Annotated in this window: 20 protein-coding genes; 8 read left to right on the top strand and 12 right to left on the bottom strand. The window is 66.0% G+C overall.

All coding sequences use genetic code 11. The annotated features are described in order from the left end of the window. Window positions 1-383: 383 nt before the first annotated feature. From PAM7066_RS07105 to PAM7066_RS07090, 4 genes are all read right to left on the bottom strand, one after another. The gene (locus tag PAM7066_RS07105) at window positions 384-1,379 is read right to left on the bottom strand and encodes a TRAP transporter substrate-binding protein (protein WP_085853454.1); all 996 of its coding nucleotides are present in this window, start codon (window positions 1,377-1,379) and stop codon (window positions 384-386) included. Window positions 1,380-1,417: 38 nt separating this feature from the next. Beyond that, complete coding sequence (locus PAM7066_RS07100) at window positions 1,418-2,725, bottom strand: TRAP transporter large permease (protein WP_085853453.1); 1,308 nt, start codon at window positions 2,723-2,725, stop codon at window positions 1,418-1,420. Then, a complete protein-coding gene (locus tag PAM7066_RS07095) occupies window positions 2,725-3,222 on the bottom strand; it encodes a TRAP transporter small permease (RefSeq protein ID WP_085853452.1) in 498 nt (165 codons plus the stop codon). Before PAM7066_RS07095 ends, PAM7066_RS07100 begins: the two co-directional genes overlap by 1 nt. 121 nt (window positions 3,223-3,343) lie before the next feature. Further along, the gene (locus tag PAM7066_RS07090; RefSeq protein WP_090928798.1) at window positions 3,344-5,050 is read right to left on the bottom strand and encodes a thiamine pyrophosphate-requiring protein; all 1,707 of its coding nucleotides are present in this window, start codon (window positions 5,048-5,050) and stop codon (window positions 3,344-3,346) included. A 222-nt stretch (window positions 5,051-5,272) separates the two neighbouring features. Here PAM7066_RS07090 and PAM7066_RS07085 point away from each other — a divergent pair, with 222 nt between their 5' ends. After that, complete coding sequence (locus tag PAM7066_RS07085; RefSeq protein ID WP_085853450.1) at window positions 5,273-5,974, top strand: IclR family transcriptional regulator; 702 nt, start codon at window positions 5,273-5,275, stop codon at window positions 5,972-5,974. 82 nt (window positions 5,975-6,056) lie between these two features. Here the strand turns inward: PAM7066_RS07085 and PAM7066_RS07080 are convergent, their stop codons facing one another. Beyond that, on the bottom strand, window positions 6,057-8,579 hold the full coding sequence (locus PAM7066_RS07080; RefSeq protein ID WP_085853449.1) for a cation:proton antiporter: 2,523 nt from the start codon (window positions 8,577-8,579) through the stop codon (window positions 6,057-6,059). A 127-nt stretch (window positions 8,580-8,706) separates the two neighbouring features. Continuing rightward, window positions 8,707-9,222, bottom strand: a complete 516-nt coding sequence (locus PAM7066_RS07075) for a DUF4915 domain-containing protein (protein ID WP_217639935.1) — start codon at window positions 9,220-9,222, stop codon at window positions 8,707-8,709. A gap of 214 nt (window positions 9,223-9,436) precedes the next feature. Between PAM7066_RS07075 and PAM7066_RS07065 the strand changes: the two genes are divergently transcribed. Beyond that, window positions 9,437-10,534: a transglutaminase-like domain-containing protein gene (locus tag PAM7066_RS07065; RefSeq protein ID WP_085853446.1), complete on the top strand. Its 1,098-nt coding sequence runs from the start codon at window positions 9,437-9,439 to the stop codon at window positions 10,532-10,534. 71 nt (window positions 10,535-10,605) lie between these two features. Continuing rightward, complete coding sequence (locus PAM7066_RS07060) at window positions 10,606-11,547, top strand: 2-hydroxyacid dehydrogenase (protein WP_085853445.1); 942 nt, start codon at window positions 10,606-10,608, stop codon at window positions 11,545-11,547. Window positions 11,548-11,629: 82 nt separating this feature from the next. Here PAM7066_RS07060 and PAM7066_RS07055 read toward each other — a convergent pair whose 3' ends face one another. The 6 genes from PAM7066_RS07055 to PAM7066_RS07030 all read right to left on the bottom strand — a co-directional run bounded on the left by PAM7066_RS07055 (window position 11,630) and on the right by PAM7066_RS07030 (window position 17,563). Continuing rightward, window positions 11,630-12,544 carry a sugar kinase gene (locus PAM7066_RS07055; protein ID WP_085853444.1) on the bottom strand — a complete coding sequence of 305 codons (915 nt, stop codon included), beginning with the start codon at window positions 12,542-12,544 and terminating at the stop codon, window positions 11,630-11,632. Window positions 12,545-12,664: 120 nt separating this feature from the next. Then, window positions 12,665-13,930, bottom strand: coding sequence for a DEAD/DEAH box helicase (locus PAM7066_RS07050; RefSeq protein ID WP_085853443.1), 1,266 nt, complete (start codon window positions 13,928-13,930; stop codon window positions 12,665-12,667). Between the two features lie 341 nt (window positions 13,931-14,271). Beyond that, entirely contained in the window at window positions 14,272-15,579 is a 1,308-nt protein-coding gene (locus PAM7066_RS07045) for a TRAP transporter large permease (RefSeq protein WP_085853442.1), read from the bottom strand. Then, window positions 15,576-16,025: a TRAP transporter small permease gene (locus PAM7066_RS07040; RefSeq protein WP_085853441.1), complete on the bottom strand. Its 450-nt coding sequence runs from the start codon at window positions 16,023-16,025 to the stop codon at window positions 15,576-15,578. The genes PAM7066_RS07045 and PAM7066_RS07040 overlap by 4 nt, the downstream gene beginning before the upstream one ends. Next, on the bottom strand, window positions 16,025-17,053 hold the full coding sequence (locus tag PAM7066_RS07035; RefSeq protein WP_085853440.1) for a TRAP transporter substrate-binding protein: 1,029 nt from the start codon (window positions 17,051-17,053) through the stop codon (window positions 16,025-16,027). Before PAM7066_RS07035 ends, PAM7066_RS07040 begins: the two co-directional genes overlap by 1 nt. Window positions 17,054-17,122: 69 nt before the next feature. Next, window positions 17,123-17,563: a MarR family winged helix-turn-helix transcriptional regulator gene (locus PAM7066_RS07030; RefSeq protein ID WP_085853439.1), complete on the bottom strand. Its 441-nt coding sequence runs from the start codon at window positions 17,561-17,563 to the stop codon at window positions 17,123-17,125. A 77-nt stretch (window positions 17,564-17,640) separates the two neighbouring features. On the opposite strand from PAM7066_RS07030, the gene hmgA reads away from it, so the two are divergent. From hmgA to PAM7066_RS07005, 5 genes are read left to right on the top strand one after another with little or no spacing between them, the layout of a single operon-like run. After that, window positions 17,641-19,002, top strand: coding sequence for a homogentisate 1,2-dioxygenase (gene hmgA, locus PAM7066_RS07025; protein ID WP_085853438.1), 1,362 nt, complete (start codon window positions 17,641-17,643; stop codon window positions 19,000-19,002). A 29-nt stretch (window positions 19,003-19,031) separates the two neighbouring features. Further along, a complete protein-coding gene (fahA, locus tag PAM7066_RS07020) occupies window positions 19,032-20,258 on the top strand; it encodes a fumarylacetoacetase (RefSeq protein ID WP_085853437.1) in 1,227 nt (408 codons plus the stop codon). 15 nt (window positions 20,259-20,273) lie between these two features. Further along, entirely contained in the window at window positions 20,274-21,224 is a 951-nt protein-coding gene (locus PAM7066_RS07015) for an MBL fold metallo-hydrolase (protein WP_085853436.1), read from the top strand. Window positions 21,225-21,257: 33 nt separating this feature from the next. Then, window positions 21,258-22,862 carry an FAD-dependent oxidoreductase gene (locus PAM7066_RS07010; RefSeq protein ID WP_085853435.1) on the top strand — a complete coding sequence of 535 codons (1,605 nt, stop codon included), beginning with the start codon at window positions 21,258-21,260 and terminating at the stop codon, window positions 22,860-22,862. Beyond that, window positions 22,859-23,047: a DUF2783 domain-containing protein gene (locus PAM7066_RS07005; protein WP_085853434.1), complete on the top strand. Its 189-nt coding sequence runs from the start codon at window positions 22,859-22,861 to the stop codon at window positions 23,045-23,047. The genes PAM7066_RS07010 and PAM7066_RS07005 overlap by 4 nt, the downstream gene beginning before the upstream one ends. The last annotated feature ends 30 nt before the right edge of the window (window positions 23,048-23,077 follow it).

Below are 23,077 nucleotides of genomic sequence, written 5' to 3'. Positions count from 1 at the left end.
GCGGCCCGAAATCTCGTTGACGATGCATGAAACCGTCTATCGAGAGCGCCGTGCCGCGCAATTGCCCAAATGCGGAATGTTGTTCAAATGGGTGGTTAGCGTGGGTCTTCTGGAAACAATCGAGGCGAGCCGGCTCCCGCCATCGGTACGGGTCAGCCCTGAACGAAGCAACTTCCTGATCTTGAGGGCAGTTCCGGGAAGCAAGTCACGCATAGAGGATCAAGGCGTGCCCCGGATCGGTTGCGGCGGCAGACGCCCCGTAGCTGGAAACGGGCCAGTCTTCGGGAGGCAGAGTGCGGGCCGTCCCGGCAGAACGTGCCGACCGCACCCGCCACCTCTGCGAACGCATGGTCCGAGACGGAAGGGTGCGGCCTGCGGGTTGATCAGGAGCCGTTGGTGGAGCTCTCGAGCGCGTCGACGAACTCGGCGGCGTTCAGGCCCTGCGCTTCGGCTTCCGAGATGACCTGATCGACCACCGTGGCCGACGCGTCGTCGAAAGCCTGCGCGGCTTCGTCCGACAGCTCGATGATCTCTTTGCCCTCGGTGCTCCGAAAGGTCTCCATCGCGGTGTCACCGGCTGCGGCCCAGGCCTCGCGGCCGTCGCGGGCGGCCTGCTCGCCTGCCTCGAGCAGCGCCTGCTGCTTCTCGTCGGACAGGTTGTCGAAGCTGTCGCGGTTCATGATGAGGAAGAACGACGAGATCGTCGTGTCCATGCCGCGGGTGATGCAGTTCGTCACCTCGTTCAGCTTGAACCCGTCCAGCGCAGAGGGGTCGATCATCGCGCCGTCGATCACGCCGGTCTGCATGGCGTTGTAGATCTCGGGCGCGGGCATCGACACAGGGGTCGCGCCCCATGCCTCGATCACCAGCCCGGCGTTGCGCGAGGGCACGCGGATCGACAGGCCGCTCATGTCCTCGAGCGAGCGGATCGGCGTGTCGGCGGTCAGGAGGTAGGCTGGCTCGTTGTTCCACAGCGACAGAAGCTGCACGCGGCGATACTCGTCCGAGAGCATGTCGATATTCTCGATGATCGCCTCGGTCCCGGTATCGGGGTCGATGACGCCGGGCAGCTCGGTCAGCAGGGTCTTGGGGAAGTTCGACGCGGTATAGCCCGGCAGGCCGAAGCTGATGTCGGCCACGCCCTCGACGACGCGGTTGTACTGCTCGGCCGGTCCGGCGCCCAGCTCGCCGCCCATGTAGAGCTGGAGGCCCAGCTCGTTGTTCGTGGCCTCGGCCAGCGCCGCGTCCATGGGGTCGTAGACCTCTTCCACGACGAAGTGGGTGGGCGGGTGGAACTCGGCGAGCTTGAGCTCCTGCGCAAGGGCCGGCGTTGCGAGAACCGCCAGGGCGGCAGCGCCTTTGAGTGTGGTCGTGAACATCCGAAATCTCCTCCGATTGGTGGATGTGGAAGGACCGCTCAGCCGAACATGGTGTTCGGCAGGAAGGTAGCGATCCCGGGGAATACGATGATCAGGAGAAGCCCCAGGATCATCGCAAGCAGGAAGGGGAACACGCCGCGGAACACGGTGGTCAGGGGCACGTCGTCGCCGGCGACCCCTCGGACCACGAAGACGTTCAGCCCCACGGGCGGCGTGATCATCCCCATTTCGATGACGATCACCGCGACGACGCCGAACCAGATCGGGTCGAAGCCGAGCGACAGGATCACCGGGTAGACGATGGGAATGGTGATCACGAGCATCGACAGCCCGTCCATGAACATGCCCAGCACGATATAGGCCAGGATGATCACGAGCAGCGTGCCGTAGGCGCCGAACCCCAGCGCGCCCAGCCCCTCGCCGAGCGCCGCGGGGATCCGCGTCACCGCGAAGAACGGGTTCAGGACGTTGGCGCCGATCACGATGGTGTAGAGCATCGCCGAGGTGGACAGCGTCTCGAGGACCGCTTCGCGGAAGTCGGCGAAACTGAGGCGGCGGCGGGCGATCGCCACGAGGATGACCAGCGCCGCACCGATGCCCGACGCCTCGACCGGCGTGAAGATGCCCGTGTAGATGCCGCCGATCGAGATCACGATGATCGCGATCAGGGGGAAGGCATCGCCATAGATGCGCTTGCGCTCGGACCGGGGCAGCTTTTCGCCCGGAGGACCGGCCTCGGGGTTGAGCGTGCAGAAGATCCAGATGGCGCCCATGAACAGAAGGGTCATCAGGATCCCCGGCAGGATGCCTGCCATGAAGAGCCGGCCGATCGATTCCTCGGTCAGGATCGCGTAGAGGACGAAGCCGGTCGACGGCGGGATCAGGAAGCCGAGCGTGCCCCCCGCTGCGATCGACCCGGTGGAGAGGCTCTGGGCATAGCCCAGGCGCTTCATCTCGGGCAGGGCGACACGGCCGAGCGTGACCGCGGTGGCCACGGACGAGCCCGAAACGGCGGCGAAGATCGCGCACCCGATCACCGAGGCTGATGCGAGCCCGCCTTTCAGCCGCCCGACCCAAGCGAAGGCGGCGTCATAAAGCCCGCGCGAGAAGCCCGCGACCCCGGCGATGTTGCCCAGAAGGACGAACATCGGAACGATGATGAGGTTGTAGTTCCCGACGGCCGAGTAAGTCTCGGTCAGCAGGACGCCGCCGGCGCTGCGCCACCCCTCGATCCCCCAGTACCCGAAGAAACCGACGGCCAGCATGGCGAAGGCGACGGGCGTGCGCAGGATCAGAAGGACGAACAGGCAGCCGATGCCGATCAGGCCGATCACCACGGGCGTCATCAGCGCGGCCCCCGCGCGACAAGAAGCACCACCTGCACGGCGAAGACCACGGCGGTCAGCGCCACGCCCGCCGCGAGAACGGCGTAATAGGGCCAAAGCGGCCATTGCAGCATGTTGGTGGCGTCGCCCCACTCGGCCGCGTCGAGCGCCTTGAGGATGGCGCGGCGGCACAGGATCGTCAGGATCGCGATGGCAATGCCGCGCGACAGCAGGTCTCCGATGAACCGTCCGTAACGGCCGAGCATGGTGTCGAACACGTCGACCGCCACATGGCCGTTGCGCTGTGTGCAGTAGGGCAGGGCGGACATGACGAGGGCCACCGCGCTCAACTCGACGATCTCGTTCACGCCGAGCATCGGGGCGTCGAAGGCATAGCGCATGACGACACCGGCCGTCACGACCGCGACGACGCCGATCAGGCACACACCCCCCAGGACGCTGAGGGCCAGCGTGGCCCGTTCGGTCGCGCGGGACATGGCGGTCAGCCGGCTTGTCATCGAATACGTCCTCCCTTGTGCAAGCGGTGCCGCGTGCTTCTAGCGAGAGCCCTGCACCCGCGCCGCTTCAAACCGGTCGTCCAGCTATTGCCAGACGGCTATGGGTCGTTCGCCCACGGACTCACAGCGCCCCGGCCGGCTCGATCGCGATGTTCAGCAGGACCTGGCGTCTCTCCTCGGTCGCCACGCGGATCGCGCGCTCGAGGGCGGCGGGCAGGTCGGATCCCTGCACCACGGTTTCGGTATAGGCGCGGCTGGCCTCGGCGGTGCGTGCGAAGTCGGGGCTGGGCTTGAGCGAGGTCATCGGGACCTCGTTCGACTTGGCCGCGTAGCCCTCGGAATAGAGGCCTTCGACGGAATGGCGAACGGCGCCCCATTCCTCGTTGTTGAGGACCAGCACGATCACCGGCAGCTCCATCGCCTCTGCCACCTGGTGGCACACGGTCGGGTTGGCGAACATGTAGCTGCCGTCGCCCATGGTGGCGAAGACCAGGCGCTCGCGGTCGGCCAGCTGCGCCCCGAGAGCGGCCGGGAAGGCCCAGCCGAGGCCGCCCGAGTGCGGCTCCTGAAAGTAGCCGAGATGCTGATCCAGATCGAGCGGCATCAGCGGACAGCCCAGTTCGTGGAAGACGCTGGCTTTGCGCCCCTTGATGGCTCGGCCGAGGCACAAGCTGACCCAGTCCTTCGTCATCGGGCCGCGATTGCCGCTCTCGGCCGCCTCAATGACACCCTCGCGGTTCCGTGCCGCGAGCGCCGAGATCCGCTCGCGCCGGGCTGCGATCGTGCTTTCATCGCGGCGCTGGTCCGCCATGGCGCGGGCGAGGGCAAGGATGCTCGGTCCTGTCTCGCCCACCAGAGTCACATCGGCTCGGAAGTTGCGCACCGGCGTCCGCGCGAAAAGCGGATCCGGCCCCATCTGGATGACCGTGACGTCCTCGCGCAGCGTCACCTTGTCGGGCCACCACGGCGCCAGGCTGTTGATCACCAGCACGACGTCGGCCTCGGCCAGAAGCGCCTCGGGCGCGGCGCCGATCTGCATGGGGTGCGAGAGCGGTATGGAGATCTGGTTGGCCCAGTAGTGGGACAGCGGCAGGCCCCAATCCTGCACCAGGTTGGCCAGGACCCGGAACGCCTCCGCGCTGCCGGCACCGCGCTGGCTGATGATCAACGGGCTCTTCGCACCTGCCAGAAGTGCCGCGGCGCGCTCCAGCGAGGCCGGATCGGGCGCGGCGACGACGGGTGCCATGCAGGATGGCGCGTTCAGGCGGGCCGAGGGCGTCTGCTCGCAAAGGACCTCGCGCGGCAGGCTCAGGTAGATCGGGCCCTTCGGCGTCGAATTGGCGATCGCCCACCCGCGGTCGAACAGCTCCGAGATCTGCTCGGGGAAGCGCAGTTCGTAGTCCCACTTGGTCGTTTCGCGCACCAGCGCCGTCTGGTCGAACATCTCCTGCCCCCAGCCGATCGGGACGGTCCGGGCGCCGAAGCGGTCCCTCTCCGTCACCGGGGTGCGCCCCGACATGAGCATCATCGGGATCTGGTCGCACCACGCGTTGATCGCGCCGGTGGCCCCGTTCGACAGGCCGACATTCGTGTGCAGCATGACCGACTGGATGCGGCCCGAGATCTGGTAGTGACCGTGCGCCATGCTGACCGCGGCCATCTCGTGCGGGACGGTCACGGCCGTCGGCAGATCCATCCCGCGATGCGTGGCTTCGATGAGGCCCTCGATGACCGGAGGAAAATCGGTGCCCGAATTGGCGAAGACATAGTCGACGCCAAGCGCCTTGAGCTTGGTGAAGATCGCTCCGCCAGCCGTCACCGATTCCATGTCGTGGTCTTTCGCCATTCGCCTTCAGAGCGGGTTCGCAGCCATCCGTATCCACTCAGCGGCCGCCATCCGGGCCATACCGATACGGTGTTTGCGTCCACGTGCTCTCCTTGATAACTTACATATTAAGATGCTAATCTCAAAGCTGAACAACGATGGCGCCCTTGTCAAGCATCTTGCATAAGCGGCGCGGGGGATCGGCATCGGGGATGAGGAAGACGCATGAGCACACCGTTGAACGGCTCGGTCCTGAAAGCCTTTTCGATCCTGCGGCTGTTCAGCCACGAGCGGCCGGAGATTTCTGCGGTGACGGTCTCGACCGAGCTCGGGATGACTCACGCGACGGCGCACAGGCTGCTTCTGACGCTGGAAGAGGCGGGCGCGGTCGTGTCCTACCGGCGGGGCTACTTCTCGCTCGGGTCGGTGATGCAGGAGCTTGGTGCCGTGGCCGAGGCGTCGAACCTGATGGTCGCTCGCATCCGCCCCGTCATCGCCGAGCTTGCGCTCGAGCTGAACGAGTCCGTGATGGTCTGCCGCATGGGCCGGAAGGGGCCGACCTGCATTGCCGTCGCCGCGTCGAACCGCCCGATCTCGGTCAATGTCAGCGTGGGGACGGTCCTGCCGATGACGAACACGGCTCAGGGCAAGCTCTGGCTGGCGTTCATGGAGCCTGCGGAACGGGAGCAATGGCTGGAGGGCCGGCCGCGGAGTGACGCGCTCGACCAGGTCCGTGCTGCGGGATATGCGCGGAATCGCGGCGAGAACGAGCCGGACATCGGGGCCTTGTCCGTGCCGGTCCTGAACGGAAGGGGCGAGATCGTCCTGACGCTCAGCACCTTCGGCATGTTGAGCCGGTTCGACGACCAGATGGTCGAGCGCGCCTTGCCGAAGTTACGGGCCACCGCGGAGAAGATCCGCATCTAGGCCGTTTCGCGAGGCCTCACACCGCTGCAAGAGCCTTGTCCCAAGCCGATGCAAAGCGTGGAGAGCGGCTTCCAACGTTAAATCATGCTGTATTCGCGAAATCATTGGGTCCTGACCCCAGCACCTCGGGTTCGATCCCTCGCTTGATCGCGCTTTCCCGGACCGCGTGCTGCAAAGCGGAGCTTCTGCCGAGCAGCTTCATGAACCGTCTTTCGTCCAGTATCAGAACCACGCCGGGGCTGATGGCGCGGACCTGCGTCCGCCGCGGACGCTTGCTCAGCATGGAAAGCTGACCGAACATCTCGCCCCGTCCAAGCCGATGCTTCTGGCCGGCGGTCTCGGTTTCGACCGCGCCCGAGGCGATGAAGAAGACCCGGTCGGAGGCTTCGTCCTTGCGAAGGACGACCTCTCCGGCGGTCACGTAGCGGGTCAGAAGGGCCTTGCTCAGTTGGCGGCGGGCGGCGTCGTCCAGCTCTGCGAACAGGGGAAACTGCAGCACCAGATCGGCTTTCTGAACCGCAAGGTCGAGAGCCGGGCGCACCTCGACCGCGCTGCGCATCGACTGGATCTCCTGCAACAGCGCGTTGTGCAACTCTTGTCCGATCAACCCGTCATCGTGCAGCGCATCGTATTCCCGCTCTTCGACCCGAAGGGCGGTCCGGCGAATGAGCCGGCGCTCCAGCTCTTCCGAGTAGCCCGGATACTGCAGGCGCAATCCGTCCAGCTCCTGCTCGACCTGCTCGGCGCGCCGTTCCAGCAACTCGTGAAGCAGTTCGGCGACCCGGCGCCCGTGAATGCGGCGGATGCGCGTGTCGATGAACCTGTGCAGATCCCGCAGGATCAGGCGTTGGCCAAGCAGAAGCTCGAACCGGTCCGCCGTCAGTTGCGCAAGCAGCCCCGAGAGACGAAGACGGTTGTGGAGCCAGATGGCGAGCCTGAAGCGGGGGCCGAACTCAAGGCTTCGGCGCGCGGCGCTCCGGTAGCCGATCCGCCCACCGGTGCGCGTCGTTTCGATAAGCCGGTCCGCGTTCGCAAGCGCTTGCTCGGCGAGCCGGTTCGAAATGGCCCTCTCGCGGAACCGTTCGAGGATCATGTCGCGCTCGGCGCCGGCCAGCGCAACAAGGCCAAGCGTGATCCTGTCCCGATCGAGAATGGCCGCGCCGTCTTCCGCTGCCGTCATCGCGTCGTCCAGGCGGACGGCGAAAGTCTTGGCCTCGCCCCGTACGATGTCGCGGGACAGGCCGTAGTTTTCGGTCGTGGCCGCGACGTCTTCCCGAACCCTCTGCAGGGCGACCGCGATGACCTGGTTGGAGAGCGCCGTGTCGATCGGGCCGAGGCGGTCGAGGCCCAGACGGCCGATGACCCACCGCAGCGTCGTGCCCTGTACGATCAACGTGAAGAGGACGAACCCGGTCGCGAGGATGCCGACGAGGCGCTTCACCTCCGGAACCACCTGAGCGCTTTCGGTCACTGCCAGCGCGAGCGCCAGCGTCACGGCCCCGCGCAACCCGCCCCAGAGGATCGCGATCCGGTAGGGCCGCGCGATATGCGGCGACAGGCGCATCAGCGACAGGAGGGGCATGAAGCCGCCGACGACGACCGCACGGGCGAAGACCGCGGCGCCGATCACGGTGAGCAGCAAAAGCACGTCGCTGGGGCGGGCATCTTCGAGCAGCCGCGGGATCAGCAGCGCGGCGAGGACGAAGATGAGGGCGCCGGACCAGTGCGCCAGGAGGTTCCAGACCTCGCGAAGGTTGGTCCATGTCTGCGGCGGCAACCGCCCGGGGCCGGTGAGGTTGAGCGTCAGACCGGCGGTGACCACGGCGATCACGCCAGAGGCGCCGACGAGTTGCTCCGCCGCAATGAACCCCAGGTATGGCAGGGCGACCGAGATCGAGATCTGTGCCAGCTCATGCTGCGAGAACCAGCTCATCACCCAGACCGCCAGCCGTGCCATGATCCAGCCGACGAGCGCCCCTCCGAACAGGAGGACCGGAAACTGGCTGAAGGCATCCCCCAGCGACGGGTCAGCCTCGCCGAACCGCACGAAGGCGAGGAACTGGCCGAACAGCGCGATCGCCGCCGCATCGTTCAGCAGGCTCTCGCCCTCGATGATCCGGCTGAGGCGCCGCGGTGCCGACAGGTTGCGGAAGATGCCGACGACCGCGGACGGGTCGGTGGTGGAGATGATGGATCCCAGCAGAAGGCAGGCGACCAGAGGCAACGAGCTGGCCCAGAACAGCGCGTATCCGACGGTGAAGGTCGCAACCACGACGGCGACGATCGCGAGGACGAAGATCGGCACGGCATCGTCGAGCATCCGCCGCAGGTTCATGCCGAGCGTCGCCTGGAACAGCAAGGTCGGCAGGAACACGTAGAGAAAGACGTTCGACCGGATCGGGAAGTTCAGGATCGCGATCGCGATCGGATTCAGCGTGTCGGTCAGTTCCGTTTGAAGGAAGTAGACCGCCCCCGAAGCGATCAGGATGCCGATCGCGGCGAGGATGACGCTGTAGGGCAGACGAAGGCGCGCCGCCAAAGGCTCCGCGAGGCCGATGACCAGGAACAGCGAGGCGATGACGGCGGTGATGACGACGATGTCCATGGCCTCACTTAGCGGGGTAGGCCGTCCGGGTGAATACCGGGGGCTGTCGGTCAGCGCGGTAGACTCGTTGAGTTTCGATCAGTTGTGACGGCCGTCAGGATCATCCTGCCCTCCGGGCGTCGCGTCCTCAGGAACGCTTCGCGAGCAGGCTCCCCGCATCCGGTGACGCCGTGACGAGATGCTCGATCCTTCGCGACCGATACCTGAGAGTGGCAACCACGAACTGAAAGCCGACCAGGAGGGCGAAGGCAGAAACCGCCTCGGCAAGAGCGACATTCCGAGCCGTGAGTATGCGGCCGAACGAAGCGCCGGTGGCCACGTCGACAACCACACCGCCGCTTGCCCGCCGGTCGGGCCAGCCGTCGATCGTGTCCGAGCGTGAAACGGCAGTGACGTAGCGCGGCGTCCCGTCCTCGTCCCCTTCACCCATGGCCATTCCGTTAGATGGCAATGGTCCTCTTCGACCGGGCTCGAAATGAACGCCGGTCGCCCCGCGAGCAGCATCAATGATGTCGGGGTCGGCGGTGCTCTGATCGCCGAGACTGGTGAGATCGACGAAAATCGCCTGCTGCTCGGCGCCGGTATGATCTCGGGGCAGGGTCCGATGAAAGGGCATGCGCGCTACGACGGCGCGCTTGGCCACGACAGTCTCAAGCACAGAGGGACAATGGGAGTTCCCTACCAATTCGAAGCGACTTTCAATGAAGAGGCTCTGCTTGGAGCACCGGCGTACCGTGTCGGAGCTTCAGAAGAATAACTCCGTGTCGCCTGACACGTCTCAAGGACGGTGTCCTTCAGCCTTGCGCGCCAATACCGATGGGCCTACCCACACCGCAACTCCGAAGCGTGAGGACCAGATGGACAGGCGACATTTCATCGTGATCGGTGCGGCCGGTTTGACCGCTTCGGTCGTTCCCGGACCGGGGCAAGCCGCTTTCGCGCCGCAGCCCGATGCGTGGCGACGGTTCGAGCTTGTCACCCGGATCGATCTGCCGCCGTCGGCCGAACCTGCGCAGGTCTGGGTCCCGGTTCCGGCCGTCTCCGAGCCCGGTTGGATGAAGGCTGGCGACAGCACGTGGAGGGGCAATGCGACCTCGGCCGAACGTGCCTCCGATCCCGAAGGAACCGCATCGTTCGTCCACGCGAAATGGAGCGCAGAGGCTGGCGTGCGCACATTGACCGTCACCTCGATCGCCATGGCGCGCGACCGCAACGCCGATCTTTCGGATGCGCCTGGTGCGGTGCCATTGCTACCCGCGGCCGAACGGCGGCTTTATACGGCGTCGACCGACCTGATTCCCACAGATGGTATCGTGAAGGATACGGCGGACGGCATCGTCGGCTGGGCTCGCAGCGACCTGGCCAAGGCGCAGCGGATCTATGACTGGATCGTCGAGAACACCGCGCGCAATCCCGAAACCCGTGGTTGCGGGCTGGGAGACGTCGCCTCGATGCTGGCCATGGGCGACCTGACCGGGAAATGCGCTGATCTGAACGCGCTCTATGTCGGGCTCGCGCGCGCGGCCGGGCTCCCGGCGCGGGATGTCTACGGACTGCGGGTCGCGCCCTCGGCCTTCGGCTACAAGAGCCTCGGGGCAGGGTCGAACGACGTCACGAAGGCTCAGCATTGCCGTGCCGAGGTGTGGCTCGAGGATTTCGGCTGGGTTGCCGTCGATCCGGCCGATGTGCGCAAGGTGATGCTCGAAGAGCCGCCGAAGGATCTGCCGCTGGACCACCCGAAAGTCACTGCCGCCCGCGACGCACTCTTCGGGGGGTGGGAAGGCAACTGGATCGGCTACAACTTCGCCCACGACGTCGTTCTGCCCGGTGCCACCAATGGCGCGGTGCCGTTCCTCATGTATCCCGAAGGGGAGGTCGGCGGACGCCGGCTGGATCCTCTGGATCCCGCCAGCTTCAGCTACACGATCACCGCGCGTGAATTGCCGATCGCCTGACGCGGGCTGTTCATCCCGACCCCGCAGCCTACGATTGCGGGGTATGACGAGGTCGCAGCAAAGGAATGGCCATGGCCGACACCGGGATCATCGCAATCGGCAGCTACAACGACAACGACGCCGATGCGCTGGATGAAATCGGGGCGGTCCGCGTACCGTCCCTGGCCGACGCGCTCGCCCTGCCGGAGGCCGAGCGCGCAACGGTGAAAGCGATCGCGTACAAGAGCGGGGCCTCCATCGACGGCGAGGTGCTGGATGCGTTTCCGGCACTCGGCCTCCTGTCCAATTTCGGCGTCGGATACGATGCCATCGATGTCGCCGCAGCGACGGCTCGCGACGTGGCGGTGACGAACACGCCGGATGTGCTGAACGACGATGTGGCGGACCTTGCCGTGGGGATGCTGCTGATGCAGATGCGCCGCATGCGCCAGGCGGATGCGCATGTCCGCTCGGGCATGTGGGCCGAAGGGCAGCCTTTCCCTCTGAACCGCAAGATGAGCGGCGCTCGCGTAGGTATCCTCGGGCTCGGCCGGATCGGGTTCGAGATCGCGAACCGCCTCGCGGCCTTCAAGATGGACGTGCACTACTGGTCCCGGTCTTCGAAAGAGACACCGGCCTGGACGTGGCACGACAGCCCCTCGGCCCTCGCGGAGGCGGTCGATCTGCTCGTGGTTGCCGTCGTGGGCGGGCCCGAGACGGAGAATATCGTCTCGAAGGAGGTTCTGGATGCGCTCGGCGCGGACGGGGTGCTGGTGAACATCTCGCGCGGATCGACGGTGGACGAAGCCGCGCTTCTGGATGCGCTCGAGGGCGGGCGGCTGGCAGGGGCGGCGCTGGACGTGTTCGAGAACGAGCCGAAGATCGACCCGCGTTTCGCCGCGCTCGAAGAGGTCGTCCTGCAGCCGCACCAGGGGTCCGCGACGCATACGACACGCGCTGCCATGGGTTGTTTGCAGCGCGCGAACATCGAGGCCTTCCTTAAGGGAGACACGCTGCTCACCCGGGTGAACTGAGCCGCGCAGAGACTGGCCGTGCGAAATGACCGGTGTTGCCGCGACCGGGCAGTGGGGCAGGGCCCTTTCTGCTTGAAGTGCCTCAGGCTTCGGGAGTGATGGCGTCCTCGACGAGCGCGCCGGGCGCCTGGATGACACGGCCGGACAAGTCGATAGCCGCACGAACCGCGTCGCGGAGGTCGGTGCCCCCGGCAAGGCCAGCCAGCAGGGCGCCGGCGAAACTGTCACCCGCGGCCGTGGTGTCGATCACGTGTTCGACCGGCGCGGGTTGCAGGCGTTCGGTGCCGGTCGCGTCGCTCCAGAAGGTGACTTCGGCCGCGCCGTTCTTGACGACCACCGTGCCGGCGCCGCCCTCGCGGTAGCGCGCGATCGTGTCCTCGGGCGTGGCGTCGCCAAACAGGCCCTGTTCTTCTTCGAAGCTCGGAAGGACGATGTCGGCCGCCGCCGCGCCGCGGGTCAGGCCGTCGCGCATGGTGGCCTCGTCCTCCCACAGGCGGGGGCGCAGGTTGGTGTCGAAGCTGACCGTGGTGCCCGCCGCCCGCGCCCGGTCGAGCGCGGCGCACAGGCGCGTCCGGGACTCAGGTGTCAGGATGGCGAGCGTGATCCCCGAGACATGCGCCATGTCGGCGCCCTCCAGCGCGCGGTCCAGCCGCGCCGGATCGTCGGCGAGGCTGCGCGCGGCCGAAGTGTCGCGCCAGTAGGAGAAGCTGCGCTCGCCGTCCCGCGTCGAGATCATGTAGAGCCCGACGCTGCGCCCCGGGATGCGGTGCAGGTGGTCAGTCTCGATCCCGGACTCTTGCATGAAGTCCGCCATCTGGTCGGACATCGCGTCGTCGCCGATGCACGAGACGTAACCGACGCTGGCATCAAGGGGCAGCAGGCGGCGGGCATACCAGGCGGTGTTGAACGTATCGCCGGCGAAACCGCGGCGGTAGGTGCCGGGACCGGCCTGCGCCAGTTCGACCATGCACTCGCCGATGCAGACGATACGGGTCATCGGAACTCTCCCCAAGATGCGGGCCGAAGGGTCGGCGCGGGTCCGGGGTATATCGGATCGCGGCACCCTCACAAGGCCCGCGACGGGCCGGATGCCGACGCTTCGGCATCCGGCAGAGTGTCAGCCGCGCGCGGCTTTCGCCCGGCGCGGGCCGCGATTGCGCGGCTTTCCTTGCGATTGGCCCTGCGGCTTCGACCCTGGCTTCGGACCCCGCCGACGGTTCTGCGAGGGCTTGGGTGCGGCAACCGGGGCGGCGTTCGACCATGACGCCTCGAGCGCGACCGGGATCGTCTTGCCCAGCAGCTTCTCGATGTCGCGCAGGTAGGCCAGCTCGTCCGGGGCACAGAAGCTGACCGCCTTGCCCGAGCGTCCGGCACGGCCGGTGCGGCCGATGCGGTGGATATAGGTCTCGGAGATGTTGGGCAGCTCGTAGTTGTAGACGAACTCGACCTCGGGAATGTCGATGCCGCGCGCGGCCACGTCGGTCGCGATCAGCACCCGGATCTGGCCGTCGCGGAAGGATTTCAGCGCCCGGTCCCGCTGCCCCTGCGAGCGGTTTCCGTGCAACGCCGCACCCGGGAAGCCTGCCTTTTCAAGCTGGCGCATCAGCCGGTCCGCGCCGTGCTTGGTGCGCGAGAATATCAGCGCCTGGGCGTCCGGGTGGGCGGCCAGAAGCTCGGCCAGATGCTCGGTCTTGCCCTCTTTCGGAACGAAGCGGACCTCCTGGTCGACCTTGTCGGCGGGCTTGCCCGGAGGGGCGACCTCCACCCGGACGGGGTTCTGCAGGAAGGTCTGCGCGATCTCGTTCATCTGCTTGGACATCGTGGCCGAGAACAGCAGCGTCTGACGCTCTTTCGGGATGTGGTTGGCGATCTTCCGCAGGTCGTGGATGAACCCCATGTCGAGCATCTGGTCCGCTTCGTCGAGGACGAGGAACTTCGCCTCGGACAGGGTCAGCGCCTTCTGGTTCAGAAGGTCCAGCAGACGGCCCGGGGTGGCGACGAGGATGTCCGCACCACGCTCCAGCCGGCCGATCTGGCGATTGATGGACATGCCGCCGACGACCGTCGCGATGCCGATCTTGGCCCCGCCGGCCAGCGGGCGCAGGCTGTCGGCGATCTGGTTCACCAGCTCGCGCGTGGGCGCGAGGATCAGCGAGCGCACGGTTTTCGGCGCGGGCTTGCCACCGGTATTGATCAGCGCGTCAAGAAGCGGCAGGCCGAAGGCGATGGTCTTGCCGGTGCCGGTCTGGGCAAGGCCCATGACGTCGCGGCCCTCCATCGCGTGGGGGATGGCCTTGGCCTGGATCGGGGTCGGTTCGTCAAGTCCGGCCTCGGCCAGACGTTCCAGAAGGGAGGGCGCGAGGCCCAGCATGTCGAAATCCATGGGAAATCCGTGTATTACAGGTGTAAGAGGCCGGTTAGAGCCCGGTAGGCGACAACGTCGGAGTCCGTAGAACCGCGCCGAAGGCCCGCTTGCGTTCGAGGACACGCCACGGGCTGACCGAGGGGCCGGATTGCCCCGTGGCCGACGTGACGTCTGCCTCCCCGCGTGATCTGGGAAACGCTGCGCCGGTCCGAGGGGGCCATCCTGTGGTCCGTCTGCTCACGCGGCAGGGACACGGCGTCTTGAGGGTCATATCTATCCCGCAGAGCCTCGTGTCAATCCCGCGGCGACACGCCCGCCAATGATGCCAAGGATCTCCGCACCGACATGGTTCGCGAACGCTACAACAAGGCGAGCGAGAACCACGGCACCGCAATCAGGAGCGCCAGCCGCACAAGGTCCGCGATCCAGAACGGGAACACCCCGCGAAAGACGGTCATCAGCTCGATATCGGGGATGACCGAGCGCATAACGAACACGTTCATCCCCACCGGGGGCGTTATCAGGCTTATTTCGGTCACGACCACCACCACGATGGCAAACCAAATCAGCACGTCGTCAGGATTGCTCAGCATTCCGCCGCCGAAATCCAGTTGCTGCACCACCGGGTAGAAGACCGGCACCGTCAGCAGGATCATCGACAGGCTTTCGAACACGCAGCCCATCACCAGGTAGATCAGCACCATGACCCCGATGACCAGCCAGGGCGACAGGTCCATCTCGTAGATCAGGTCCACCATCTCGGCCGGCAGCCCGGCGAAGTTGATGAAGGTCGAGAAGATCTCAGCGCCGATGATGATAGCGAAGATCATCGCGGTCGCCAGCACCGTCTCGCGCACCGCCGAACGGAACCCGGCCCAGTCGAGCCCTCGGATCGCCAGCGCCAGAACTAGCGCGAACAGGGCGCCCATGCCGCCGGCCTCGATCGGGGTGAAGACGCCGCCATAGATGCCGCCCATGATGAAAACGAACAGCGCCAGAGTCCCTAGAACGCCGATCGTGTCGCGCCGGGTCATAGGTACGGCCTCGCCCACTTCAGGCGCCTTCGACGGGTCCAACCGGACCGTCACGATCACCGCCAGAAGGTACAGTAAGATGCCGAGCGCGCCGGGCAGCAGCCCCGCAATGAACAGATCGCCGATGTCGGTCTCGGTCAGCAGCCCGTAGATGATCAGGATCACCGAGGGCGGGATCAGGATGCCCAGCGTTCCCCCCGCCGCGATCGCCCCCGCCGCAAGCCGGTCGTCATAGCCGAACTTGCGCATCGGGGGCAGGGCCACGCGGCTCATCGTGGCGGCGGTCGCCAGGGACGAGCCCGAGACGGCCGAGAAGCCGCCGCAGCTCAGCACCGTGGCCAGCGCCAGCCCGCCGCGCATCCGCCCGAACAAGCGGTCGGCCCCGGCGAACAAGCCGTGGGCGATCCCCGATTGCGCCAGCACGTTGCCCATGAAGATGAACAGGGGCACGACCGACAGCGTATAGCTCAACCCCGTGTCGAAGACCGTGCTGCCGATCATCGCGCCCGCCGCGTCCACGCTGCGCATCAGCGCGAAACCAACGCCGCCAACCAGCGCCATGGCGAAGCCGATGGGCACGCGCAGGAAGACCAGCACCAGCAGGATGGTGATCCCGATGAGGGACTCGGTCATCGACCGGCGACCCGCAGGAAGCCGAAGATTGCGGCGACGAGGCAGCTGAGCGCCCCGAAGATCGCGATCGGCGCGAAGGGAATGCCAAGCGAGATCGACCGCGTCCCGTCCTCGGCCTGTTGCAGACCCAGCGCCAGAAGTCGCAACGCAAAGACCAGCAGAACCCCCGCCGCGATGACCGACGCCAGCCACAGGAGGCGCGTTCCAATCCGTTCGGGCAGGAGCGTGGCGAGGATGTCGACCTCCACGTGGCTGCCCGCGCGACTGACCAGCGGCAGGGCGGCGAAGACCAGCGCGCCCAACATCAGTTCGGTCGTCTCGAAGGCGCCCGGAAGCGGCGTGTCGAACAGGTAGCGCCCGACCACGTCGATCCCGGTAACCAGCATCAGCGCGACGAGAAGCAGGCCCGAGAAGATCTCGAGCCCGCCGGTGATGATGCGGATCATCAGTTCGTCGGTGCGTCGGCGCCGGTCATGGACCGCATCCGTTCAAGCGCAGCGGCGCCGTCGCGTCCATCGCCCAGAGCCTCGGCCCAGTCCTGCTCGGCCTGTTCGGCGACGTCGCGGATCACGGCGACGACCTCGTCGTTCGCGGCGCCGGTCTCGATCCCGGCATCGGCGATCTCGGCCTCGGCGGCGGCATCGGCGTCGTTCCACGCCTGACCCACCCGCTCTGCGAAGGCGAGGCCCGAGATCTCGCTGATCGCCTGCTGGTCCTCGGGGCTGATCTCCTGCCACTTGTCCTCGTCCATCACGAGGAACCAGGTCGTGTTGTAGATCCCGCCCGGAACGGTCAGCGAGTAGGCGATGTCGTCGGTCAGGTTGAAGGCCGTCAGCGCCTCCTTCGTGAAGGTCGCGCCGTCGATCACCCCGCGCGAGAGCTGCTCGTAGACCTCGGTGGACGAGGTGAAGACGGGCGTGGCGCCAAGGTCTTCCATCAGCGTCGCGGTATAACCTCCGGGCACGCGGATCTTCAGGCCGCTGAAGTCGCCGGGCGCCTCGATCGGGCGTTCAGCATTGTGGAAGACGCCGGGGCCGTGGGTGAACAGGCCCAGGATGTGCGTGCCCTCGTGATCCTCGGCCGCGCCCAAGTCCTCGGTGTAGACCGTGTAGAACGCCTTCGAGACATCGACCGCGTCGTCGCCCAGGAACGAGAACTGCCCGACCTGGCTCGCGTCGAAGCGATCGTCCTGGCTGAAAGAGTGCAACCCGTAGGTGATGTCGGCCACCCCGTCGCGCGCCATGTCGAAATGCGCGGGCGGCGCGCCGAGGGGCGAGGCCAGAACCCGGACGCTGACGCGGCCCTCGGTCACTTCTTCGACCTCCTCGGCCCAAGGCTTCATCGCGTTGACCACGATGGGGTGCCGCGGGGGCAGCCAGCTGGACATGACAAGCTCGATGTCCTGCGCGATCGCGGTGCCCGTGACCGACAGAAACCCGACAGAGATAAAACCGAATCCATACAGTTTTTTCATATGCTCCTCCCAAAGCGATGATCTTGTTCCGTCCTAGCTAAATGTTGTGTTTGTAACCATCAATTGCCGTCAGTCTGGCAGCCCCTCGAACGCCGCGAGACGCTGGAGGCAGTCGATCAGGACAGCGCGTTCGCCGGTCGAGAAGCTCGCCATCAGGTCGGCGTTGTGCTTCTCGGCCACGACCACCAGATCATCGAATGCTCGCCGGCCCTGCGGAAGAAGGGTCAGGATCTCGCGGCGGCGATCGTCCGTGCTCTCGCGTCCAGCGACGAAGCGCTTGTCTTCCAAGGCCCTGACCGAACGACTGATCTTGGTCTTGTGCATCTTCGAAAGCCGCCCGATCTCGCTCGCGGTCATGTCGCCGTAGCGGCCCAGATGGAACAGCACGCGCCATTCGGTGCGAAGCATCCCGTAGCGGTCCTTGTAGATTTGCGAGAACCCGATGCTCGTCTCTTCGGCGGCCTGGTTGAGCAGGTAGGGAAGGAAGTTTCTCAGGTCGAAATCGCGCATCGCATTTTCCCTCTACGGGCCTTGTTGGTTACAAAAGTAACTACTACCAAGTTTGTCAACGGTTTGGAGAAGCGATCATGAACGACCAGACGCGGATCTCGGGTCTCATCCAGGCAGCCATTCCACAAGGCACCACCGACGGCTACATGCCCGGGTTCGGGAACGATTTCGAGACGGAGGCCCTGCCGGGCGCGCTTCCGCAAGGCATGAACTCGCCGCAGAAGGTGAATTACGGCCTCTACGGAGAGCAGCTGTCGGGCACCGCCTTCACCGCCCCCAGCCACCAGAACGAGCGGACCTGGTGCTACCGCATCCGCCCCTCGGTCAAGCACCAGGGCCGGTACGAGCGCATCGACCTGCCCTACTGGAAGACCGCGCCGCATGTGCCTGAAAACGTGACCTCTCTGGGGCAATACCGCTGGAACGCCGTGCCCCACAGCGACGAGCGTCTGACCTGGATCACGGGAATGCGCACTATGACCACCGCGGGCGACGTGAATACCGCCACGGGGATGGCGGCGCATATCTACCTCGTCACCGAATCGATGAAGGACGCCTACTTCTACTCGGCCGATGGCGAGCTGCTGGTCGTGCCGCAAGAGGGCAAGCTGCGCTTCGCGACCGAGCTCGGGATCATCGACGTCGAACCGCAGGAGATCGCCATCATCCCGCGTGGCCTCGTCTATCGGGTCGAGGTGCTCGAAGGTCCCGCACGCGGCTTCGTCTGCGAGAATTACGGCCAGAAGTTCGAGCTGCCGGGCAGGGGTCCCATCGGCGCGAATTGCATGGCGAACCGGCGCGATTTCAAGACGCCGGTCGCCGCCTTCGAGGATCGCGAGACGCCGTCGACCATGACGATCAAGTGGTGCGGCCAGTTCCACCGCTCGGACATCCCGCACTCGCCGCTCGACGTGGTGGCGTGGCACGGCAATTACGCGCCCTGCAAGTACGACCTGAAGACCTATTGCCCGGTCGGTGCGATCCTGTTCGACCACCCCGATCCGTCCATCTTCACCGTGCTGACCGCCCCCTCCGGGGTCGAGGGCACCGCGAATATCGACTTCGTCCTGTTCCGCGAGCGCTGGATGGTGATGGAGGACACGTTCCGCCCCCCCTGGTACCACAAGAACGTCATGTCCGAGATGATGGGCAACATCTACGGCCAGTACGACGCCAAGCCGCAGGGCTTCGTTCCGGGCGGGATGAGCCTGCACAACTGCATGCTGCCCCACGGACCCGACCGCGAGGCGTTCGAGAAGGCGTCGAACGCGGAACTCGGCCCGGACAAGCTCGACAACACCATGTCGTTCATGTTCGAGACCCGCTTCCCCCAGCACCTCACCGAATTCGCCGCAAAGGAGGCGCCGCTGCAGGACGATTACGTCGATTGCTGGGACGGACTGGAGAAGCACTTCGACGGGACGCCCGGCCGAAAGTGATCTCGGACGGGAAGCAAGGGAGGGCCGGCTTGCTCAAGCGAAGCTGGATCGACAGCGCGAATGATGCCGAGGGGGAGTTTCCCCTCAACAACCTGCCCTGTGGGGTCTTCTCGACCCGTGGTCTTCCGCCACGCTGCGGGGTGGCGATCGGGGACATGATCCTCGACGCCGCGCGCGCGGAAGAGGCCGGGCTGACCGGCACCCAGCGCCTGCTGCAATCCGCCAAATGGAATCCGCTGATGGCCGAAGGGCCGGCGGTATGGTCGTCGCTTCGCAAGCGGCTGACCGACCTTCTCGCCGAAGGCGCCCCGGATCGCGCGGCGGTCGAGCCGCTTCTGGTCCCGATGGCGGACGCGACGATGCACATGCCGCTCGAGGTCGCCGAGTACACCGATTTCTATGCAGGCAAGCAGCACGCGCAGAACGTGGGCACCATGTTCCGAGGCCCCGAGAACGCACTGCCGCCGAACTGGCTGCACATCCCCATCGGCTATAACGGGCGAGCCTCGACCGTCGTGGTCTCGGGCACCGGCATCCGCCGGCCGTTGGGGCAGACGAAGGCCAAGGACGCCGAGATGCCCTCGTTCGGGCCAAGCAAGCGGCTGGACATCGAGCTCGAGATCGGTGCCATCGTCGGAACCCCGTCGCAGATGGGCGAGCCGATCACAACCGACCGTGCGCAACAGATGATCTTCGGCTATGTCCTGCTGAACGACTGGTCCGCACGCGACCTGCAGGCCTGGGAATATCAGCCGCTGGGGCCGTTCCAGGCGAAGGCCTTCGCCACGACCATCAGCTCCTGGATCGTCACCCGCGAGGCGCTCGCCCCCTTCGCCGTCGTCACGCCAAGCCCCGAGAAGGAGCTGCTGCCCTACCTCAAGGGGGACTTTCCCGGAAACTATGACGTAAACCTGTCGATCGAGATGAACGGCCACCGCATCAGCACCACCAACATGCGCGAACTCTACTATTCCGCGGCGCAGCAGCTGACGCATCATGCGTCGTCGGGATGCTCCATGCGGACGGGCGATCTGCTGGGTTCCGGCACGATCTCGGGGCCGGGCCCGTCGAACTACGGGTCGCTGCTCGAGATGACGTGGGGCGGGGAAACCCCGCTCGATCTGGGCGGCGAGACACGCACGTTCATCGAAGACGGTGACACGCTGACTCTAAGGGGGCATGCACAGGGGGACGGCTATCGTGTGGGCTTCGGCGCCTGCACCGGCACGATCCTTCCCGCCCCGGATTATCCCTGAACAAGGAGCCACCACATGGCCAAGGCATTCGCATCCGCTGGCGACATGGCGGACAAGAAGATCAGCTTCACCGAAGTCGGAGAGGGTCTCTGGGCCTTCACCGCCGAGGGCGACCCCAATTCGGGCGTCATCATCGGCGACGACAGCGTGATGATCGTCGAGGCACAGGCGACACCGCGCCTCGCCAACCTCGTGATCGAGAAGGTGCGCGAGGTCACCGACAAGCCCATCACCCACCTGGCGCTGACCCACTACCACGCGGTCCGCGTCTTAGGGGCCTCGGCCTATGACGCGCGCGAGATCATCATGTCGGATACTGCGCAATCCATGGTCGCCGAGCGCGGCCAGGAAGATTGGGACAGCGAGTTCGACCGCTTCCCGCGGCTCTTCCAGGGACACGAGAGCATACCCGGCCTGACCTGGCCGACCACGACCTTCAGCGACCGGATGTCGGTCTACCTGGGCAACCGGCGCGTCGATCTGATGAAGGTCGGCCGGGCGCATACGGCCGGCGACATCGTCATCCACGTGCCCGACCAGAACGTCATGTTCACCGGCGACATCGTCGAATATCACTCGGCCTGCTATTGCGGCGACGGCCATTATACGGACTGGCCGCAGACGCTCGAGAATATCCGCGCCTACGATCTCGACGCGATCGCGCCGGGGCGGGGCGATGCGCTGGTCGGCCGCGACAAGGTGAACGCGGCGCTAGACAACACCGCAGATTTCGTCGCCTCGACCTATGACGCGGTGAAGCGCGTGGCGGTCAAGGGCGGCTCGTTGCAGGAGGCCATGGCGAACGTGCGCGCCGTCTGCGACCCCAAGTTCGGCGACTACGCCATCTACGAGCACTGCCTGCCGTTCAACGTCGCCCGCGCCTACGACGAGGCGCGCGGCATCGACACGCCCCGGATCTGGACCGCCGAGCGCGACAAGGAGATGTGGGCGGCCCTTCAGGGTTGATCCACCGCCCCGGCCACTTTGGGAGGAGAGGTCATGTTGGACGACCGCTATTCGCTGGCGCACCGGCTTTACCCATACGCACGCTCCTCCGATCAGGACGCGGATGTCGCGGCGCATCATCCGGCCGTGGTGATCGGAGGCGGTCCGATCGGGATGACCGTCGCACTGGATCTCGCGCTGAAAGGTATCCGCACGCTGGTTCTGGACGATCACGAGGGGGTGGGAGAGGGCTCGCGCGCGATCTGCTTCGCCAAGCGCACCCTGGAAATCTGCGACCGGCTGGGGTGTGGCGCTGCGATGGTGGACAAGGGGGTCGTCTGGAACCTCGGCAAGGTGTTCCACGGCGAGGACATGGTCTTCGAGTTCAACCTCCTGCCCGAGGGCGGCCATCGCCGACCGGCCTTCATCAACCTCCAGCAGCCCTACTTCGAGAAATTCCTGGTCGAACGGATCCGGCAGGTGCAGGCCGAGGGTGCACCGATCGAGATCCGCGGCAAGAACCGGGTCGAAACGCTCGACGTGGCGGACGACGGCGCCCGGATCGAGGTGGTGACGCCGGACGGCCCATACACGATCACGGCCGACTGGGTGCTGGCCTGCGACGGGGCGGGCTCACCGACGCGCAAGGCATTGGGCCTCGGGTTCGAGGGCAAGGTCTTCAGGGACAGCTTCCTGATCGCCGATGTGCGGATGAAGGCAGACTTGCCCGTCGAGCGCCGCTTCTGGTTCGAGCCACCCTTCCGCGACGCGGGGGATTCAGCGCTTCTGCACAAGCAGCCCGACGACATCTGGCGGATCGACTTCCAGATCGGCTGGGACGTGGACCGTGACGCAGAGATGAAGGAAGACCGCATCCGCGCGCGCATCGACCAGATGCTGCCGAAAGCGGAATACGAGATCGTTTGGACATCGATCTATACCTTCCAGTGCCGCCGCATGAGGTCGTTTCGCCACGGGCGCGTGCTCTTCGTCGGCGACAGCGCGCACCAGGTTTCGCCCTTCGGCGCAAGGGGCGCGAATGGCGGGGTGCAGGATGCCGACAATCTCGGGTGGAAGCTTGCGATGGTGATGAAGGGCGAGGCACCCGAGGCGCTGATCGACAGCTACGATTCCGAACGGTGCCCTGCGACCGACGAGAACATCCGCAATTCGACCCGCTCCACCGATTTCATCACGCCGAAATCCGAAATGAGCCGGATCTTTCGCGACGCAGTCCTGCACCTGTCGCGAAACAACGATTTCGCTCGTCCCTTCGTGAATTCCGGGCGTCTCTCCACGCCCAGCATCTACGACGGCTCGCCGCTGAACACCGCCGACGGCTTGCCCGAAGGCCCCGCCGGCGCGCGACCGGGCGCCCCCTGTCCCGACGCGCCGCTGGGGGACGGTTTCCTGCTCGACCGTCTCGGGGAGGGATTCGTGCTCCTGGCGATCGGGCAGGAGGCACCAAAGATCCGGGGCGTCGGAAGCCTGTCGATCGGCACGTCCATCCCCGAGGTCCTAAACCGGTACCTGGGGGCCGTCGAAAGAGCGCTCTACCTGATCCGGCCCGATCAGCACGTTGCGGCCCGATGGGCGACGGCCACGCCGGCCCAGATCGAAGCTGCCCTGCATCGCGCCAGGGGAAGGAAGGTGGCATGACCGCGCTCGTCACGTCCGGGAACATCGCTCGTCCCGATGATGTCTATGATCTTCTGCTGTCGGCCCATGACGGCTTGACGAAGGAAGAGAGCGATGCGCTCAACGCGAGATTGATCCTCACTCTGTTCAACCACGTGGGCGACATCGAGGTGATCAGGCAAGCCATTGCCCTGGCGCGGCAGTGAGCCCTCTCCGCGATCGGTAGCGCTCGCTCG

The sequence above is a fragment of the Palleronia marisminoris genome (assembly GCF_900172315.1).
Taxonomy (GTDB): domain Bacteria; phylum Pseudomonadota; class Alphaproteobacteria; order Rhodobacterales; family Rhodobacteraceae; genus Palleronia; species Palleronia marisminoris.
The sequence above is the reverse complement of the archived record's forward strand: the minus strand, read 5'-3'. Positions and strand labels throughout refer to the sequence as shown.

Bases quoted from the DNA above. Each gene is read 5' to 3' on its own strand.
- PAM7066_RS07010 (WP_085853435.1), top strand. From the start codon at position 21,258: ATGTTGGACGACCGCTATTCGCTGGCGCACCGGCTTTACCCATACGCA.
- PAM7066_RS07090 (WP_090928798.1), bottom strand. From the start codon at position 5,050: ATGGAATCGGTGACGGCTGGCGGAGCGATCTTCACCAAGCTCAAGGCG.
- PAM7066_RS07035 (WP_085853440.1), bottom strand. From the start codon at position 17,053: ATGAAAAAACTGTATGGATTCGGTTTTATCTCTGTCGGGTTTCTGTCG.
- PAM7066_RS07030 (WP_085853439.1), bottom strand. From the start codon at position 17,563: ATGCGCGATTTCGACCTGAGAAACTTCCTTCCCTACCTGCTCAACCAG.
- PAM7066_RS07085 (WP_085853450.1), top strand. From the start codon at position 5,273: ATGAGCACACCGTTGAACGGCTCGGTCCTGAAAGCCTTTTCGATCCTG.
- PAM7066_RS07040 (WP_085853441.1), bottom strand. From the start codon at position 16,025: ATGATCCGCATCATCACCGGCGGGCTCGAGATCTTCTCGGGCCTGCTT.
- PAM7066_RS07080 (WP_085853449.1), bottom strand. From the start codon at position 8,579: ATGGACATCGTCGTCATCACCGCCGTCATCGCCTCGCTGTTCCTGGTC.
- hmgA (WP_085853438.1), top strand. From the start codon at position 17,641: ATGAACGACCAGACGCGGATCTCGGGTCTCATCCAGGCAGCCATTCCA.
- PAM7066_RS07105 (WP_085853454.1), bottom strand. From the start codon at position 1,379: ATGTTCACGACCACACTCAAAGGCGCTGCCGCCCTGGCGGTTCTCGCA.
- PAM7066_RS07055 (WP_085853444.1), bottom strand. From the start codon at position 12,544: ATGACCCGTATCGTCTGCATCGGCGAGTGCATGGTCGAACTGGCGCAG.
- PAM7066_RS07095 (WP_085853452.1), bottom strand. From the start codon at position 3,222: ATGACAAGCCGGCTGACCGCCATGTCCCGCGCGACCGAACGGGCCACG.
- PAM7066_RS07060 (WP_085853445.1), top strand. From the start codon at position 10,606: ATGGCCGACACCGGGATCATCGCAATCGGCAGCTACAACGACAACGAC.
- PAM7066_RS07100 (WP_085853453.1), bottom strand. From the start codon at position 2,725: ATGACGCCCGTGGTGATCGGCCTGATCGGCATCGGCTGCCTGTTCGTC.
- PAM7066_RS07045 (WP_085853442.1), bottom strand. From the start codon at position 15,579: ATGACCGAGTCCCTCATCGGGATCACCATCCTGCTGGTGCTGGTCTTC.
- PAM7066_RS07015 (WP_085853436.1), top strand. From the start codon at position 20,274: ATGGCCAAGGCATTCGCATCCGCTGGCGACATGGCGGACAAGAAGATC.
- PAM7066_RS07065 (WP_085853446.1), top strand. From the start codon at position 9,437: ATGGACAGGCGACATTTCATCGTGATCGGTGCGGCCGGTTTGACCGCT.
- PAM7066_RS07050 (WP_085853443.1), bottom strand. From the start codon at position 13,930: ATGGATTTCGACATGCTGGGCCTCGCGCCCTCCCTTCTGGAACGTCTG.
- PAM7066_RS07005 (WP_085853434.1), top strand. From the start codon at position 22,859: ATGACCGCGCTCGTCACGTCCGGGAACATCGCTCGTCCCGATGATGTC.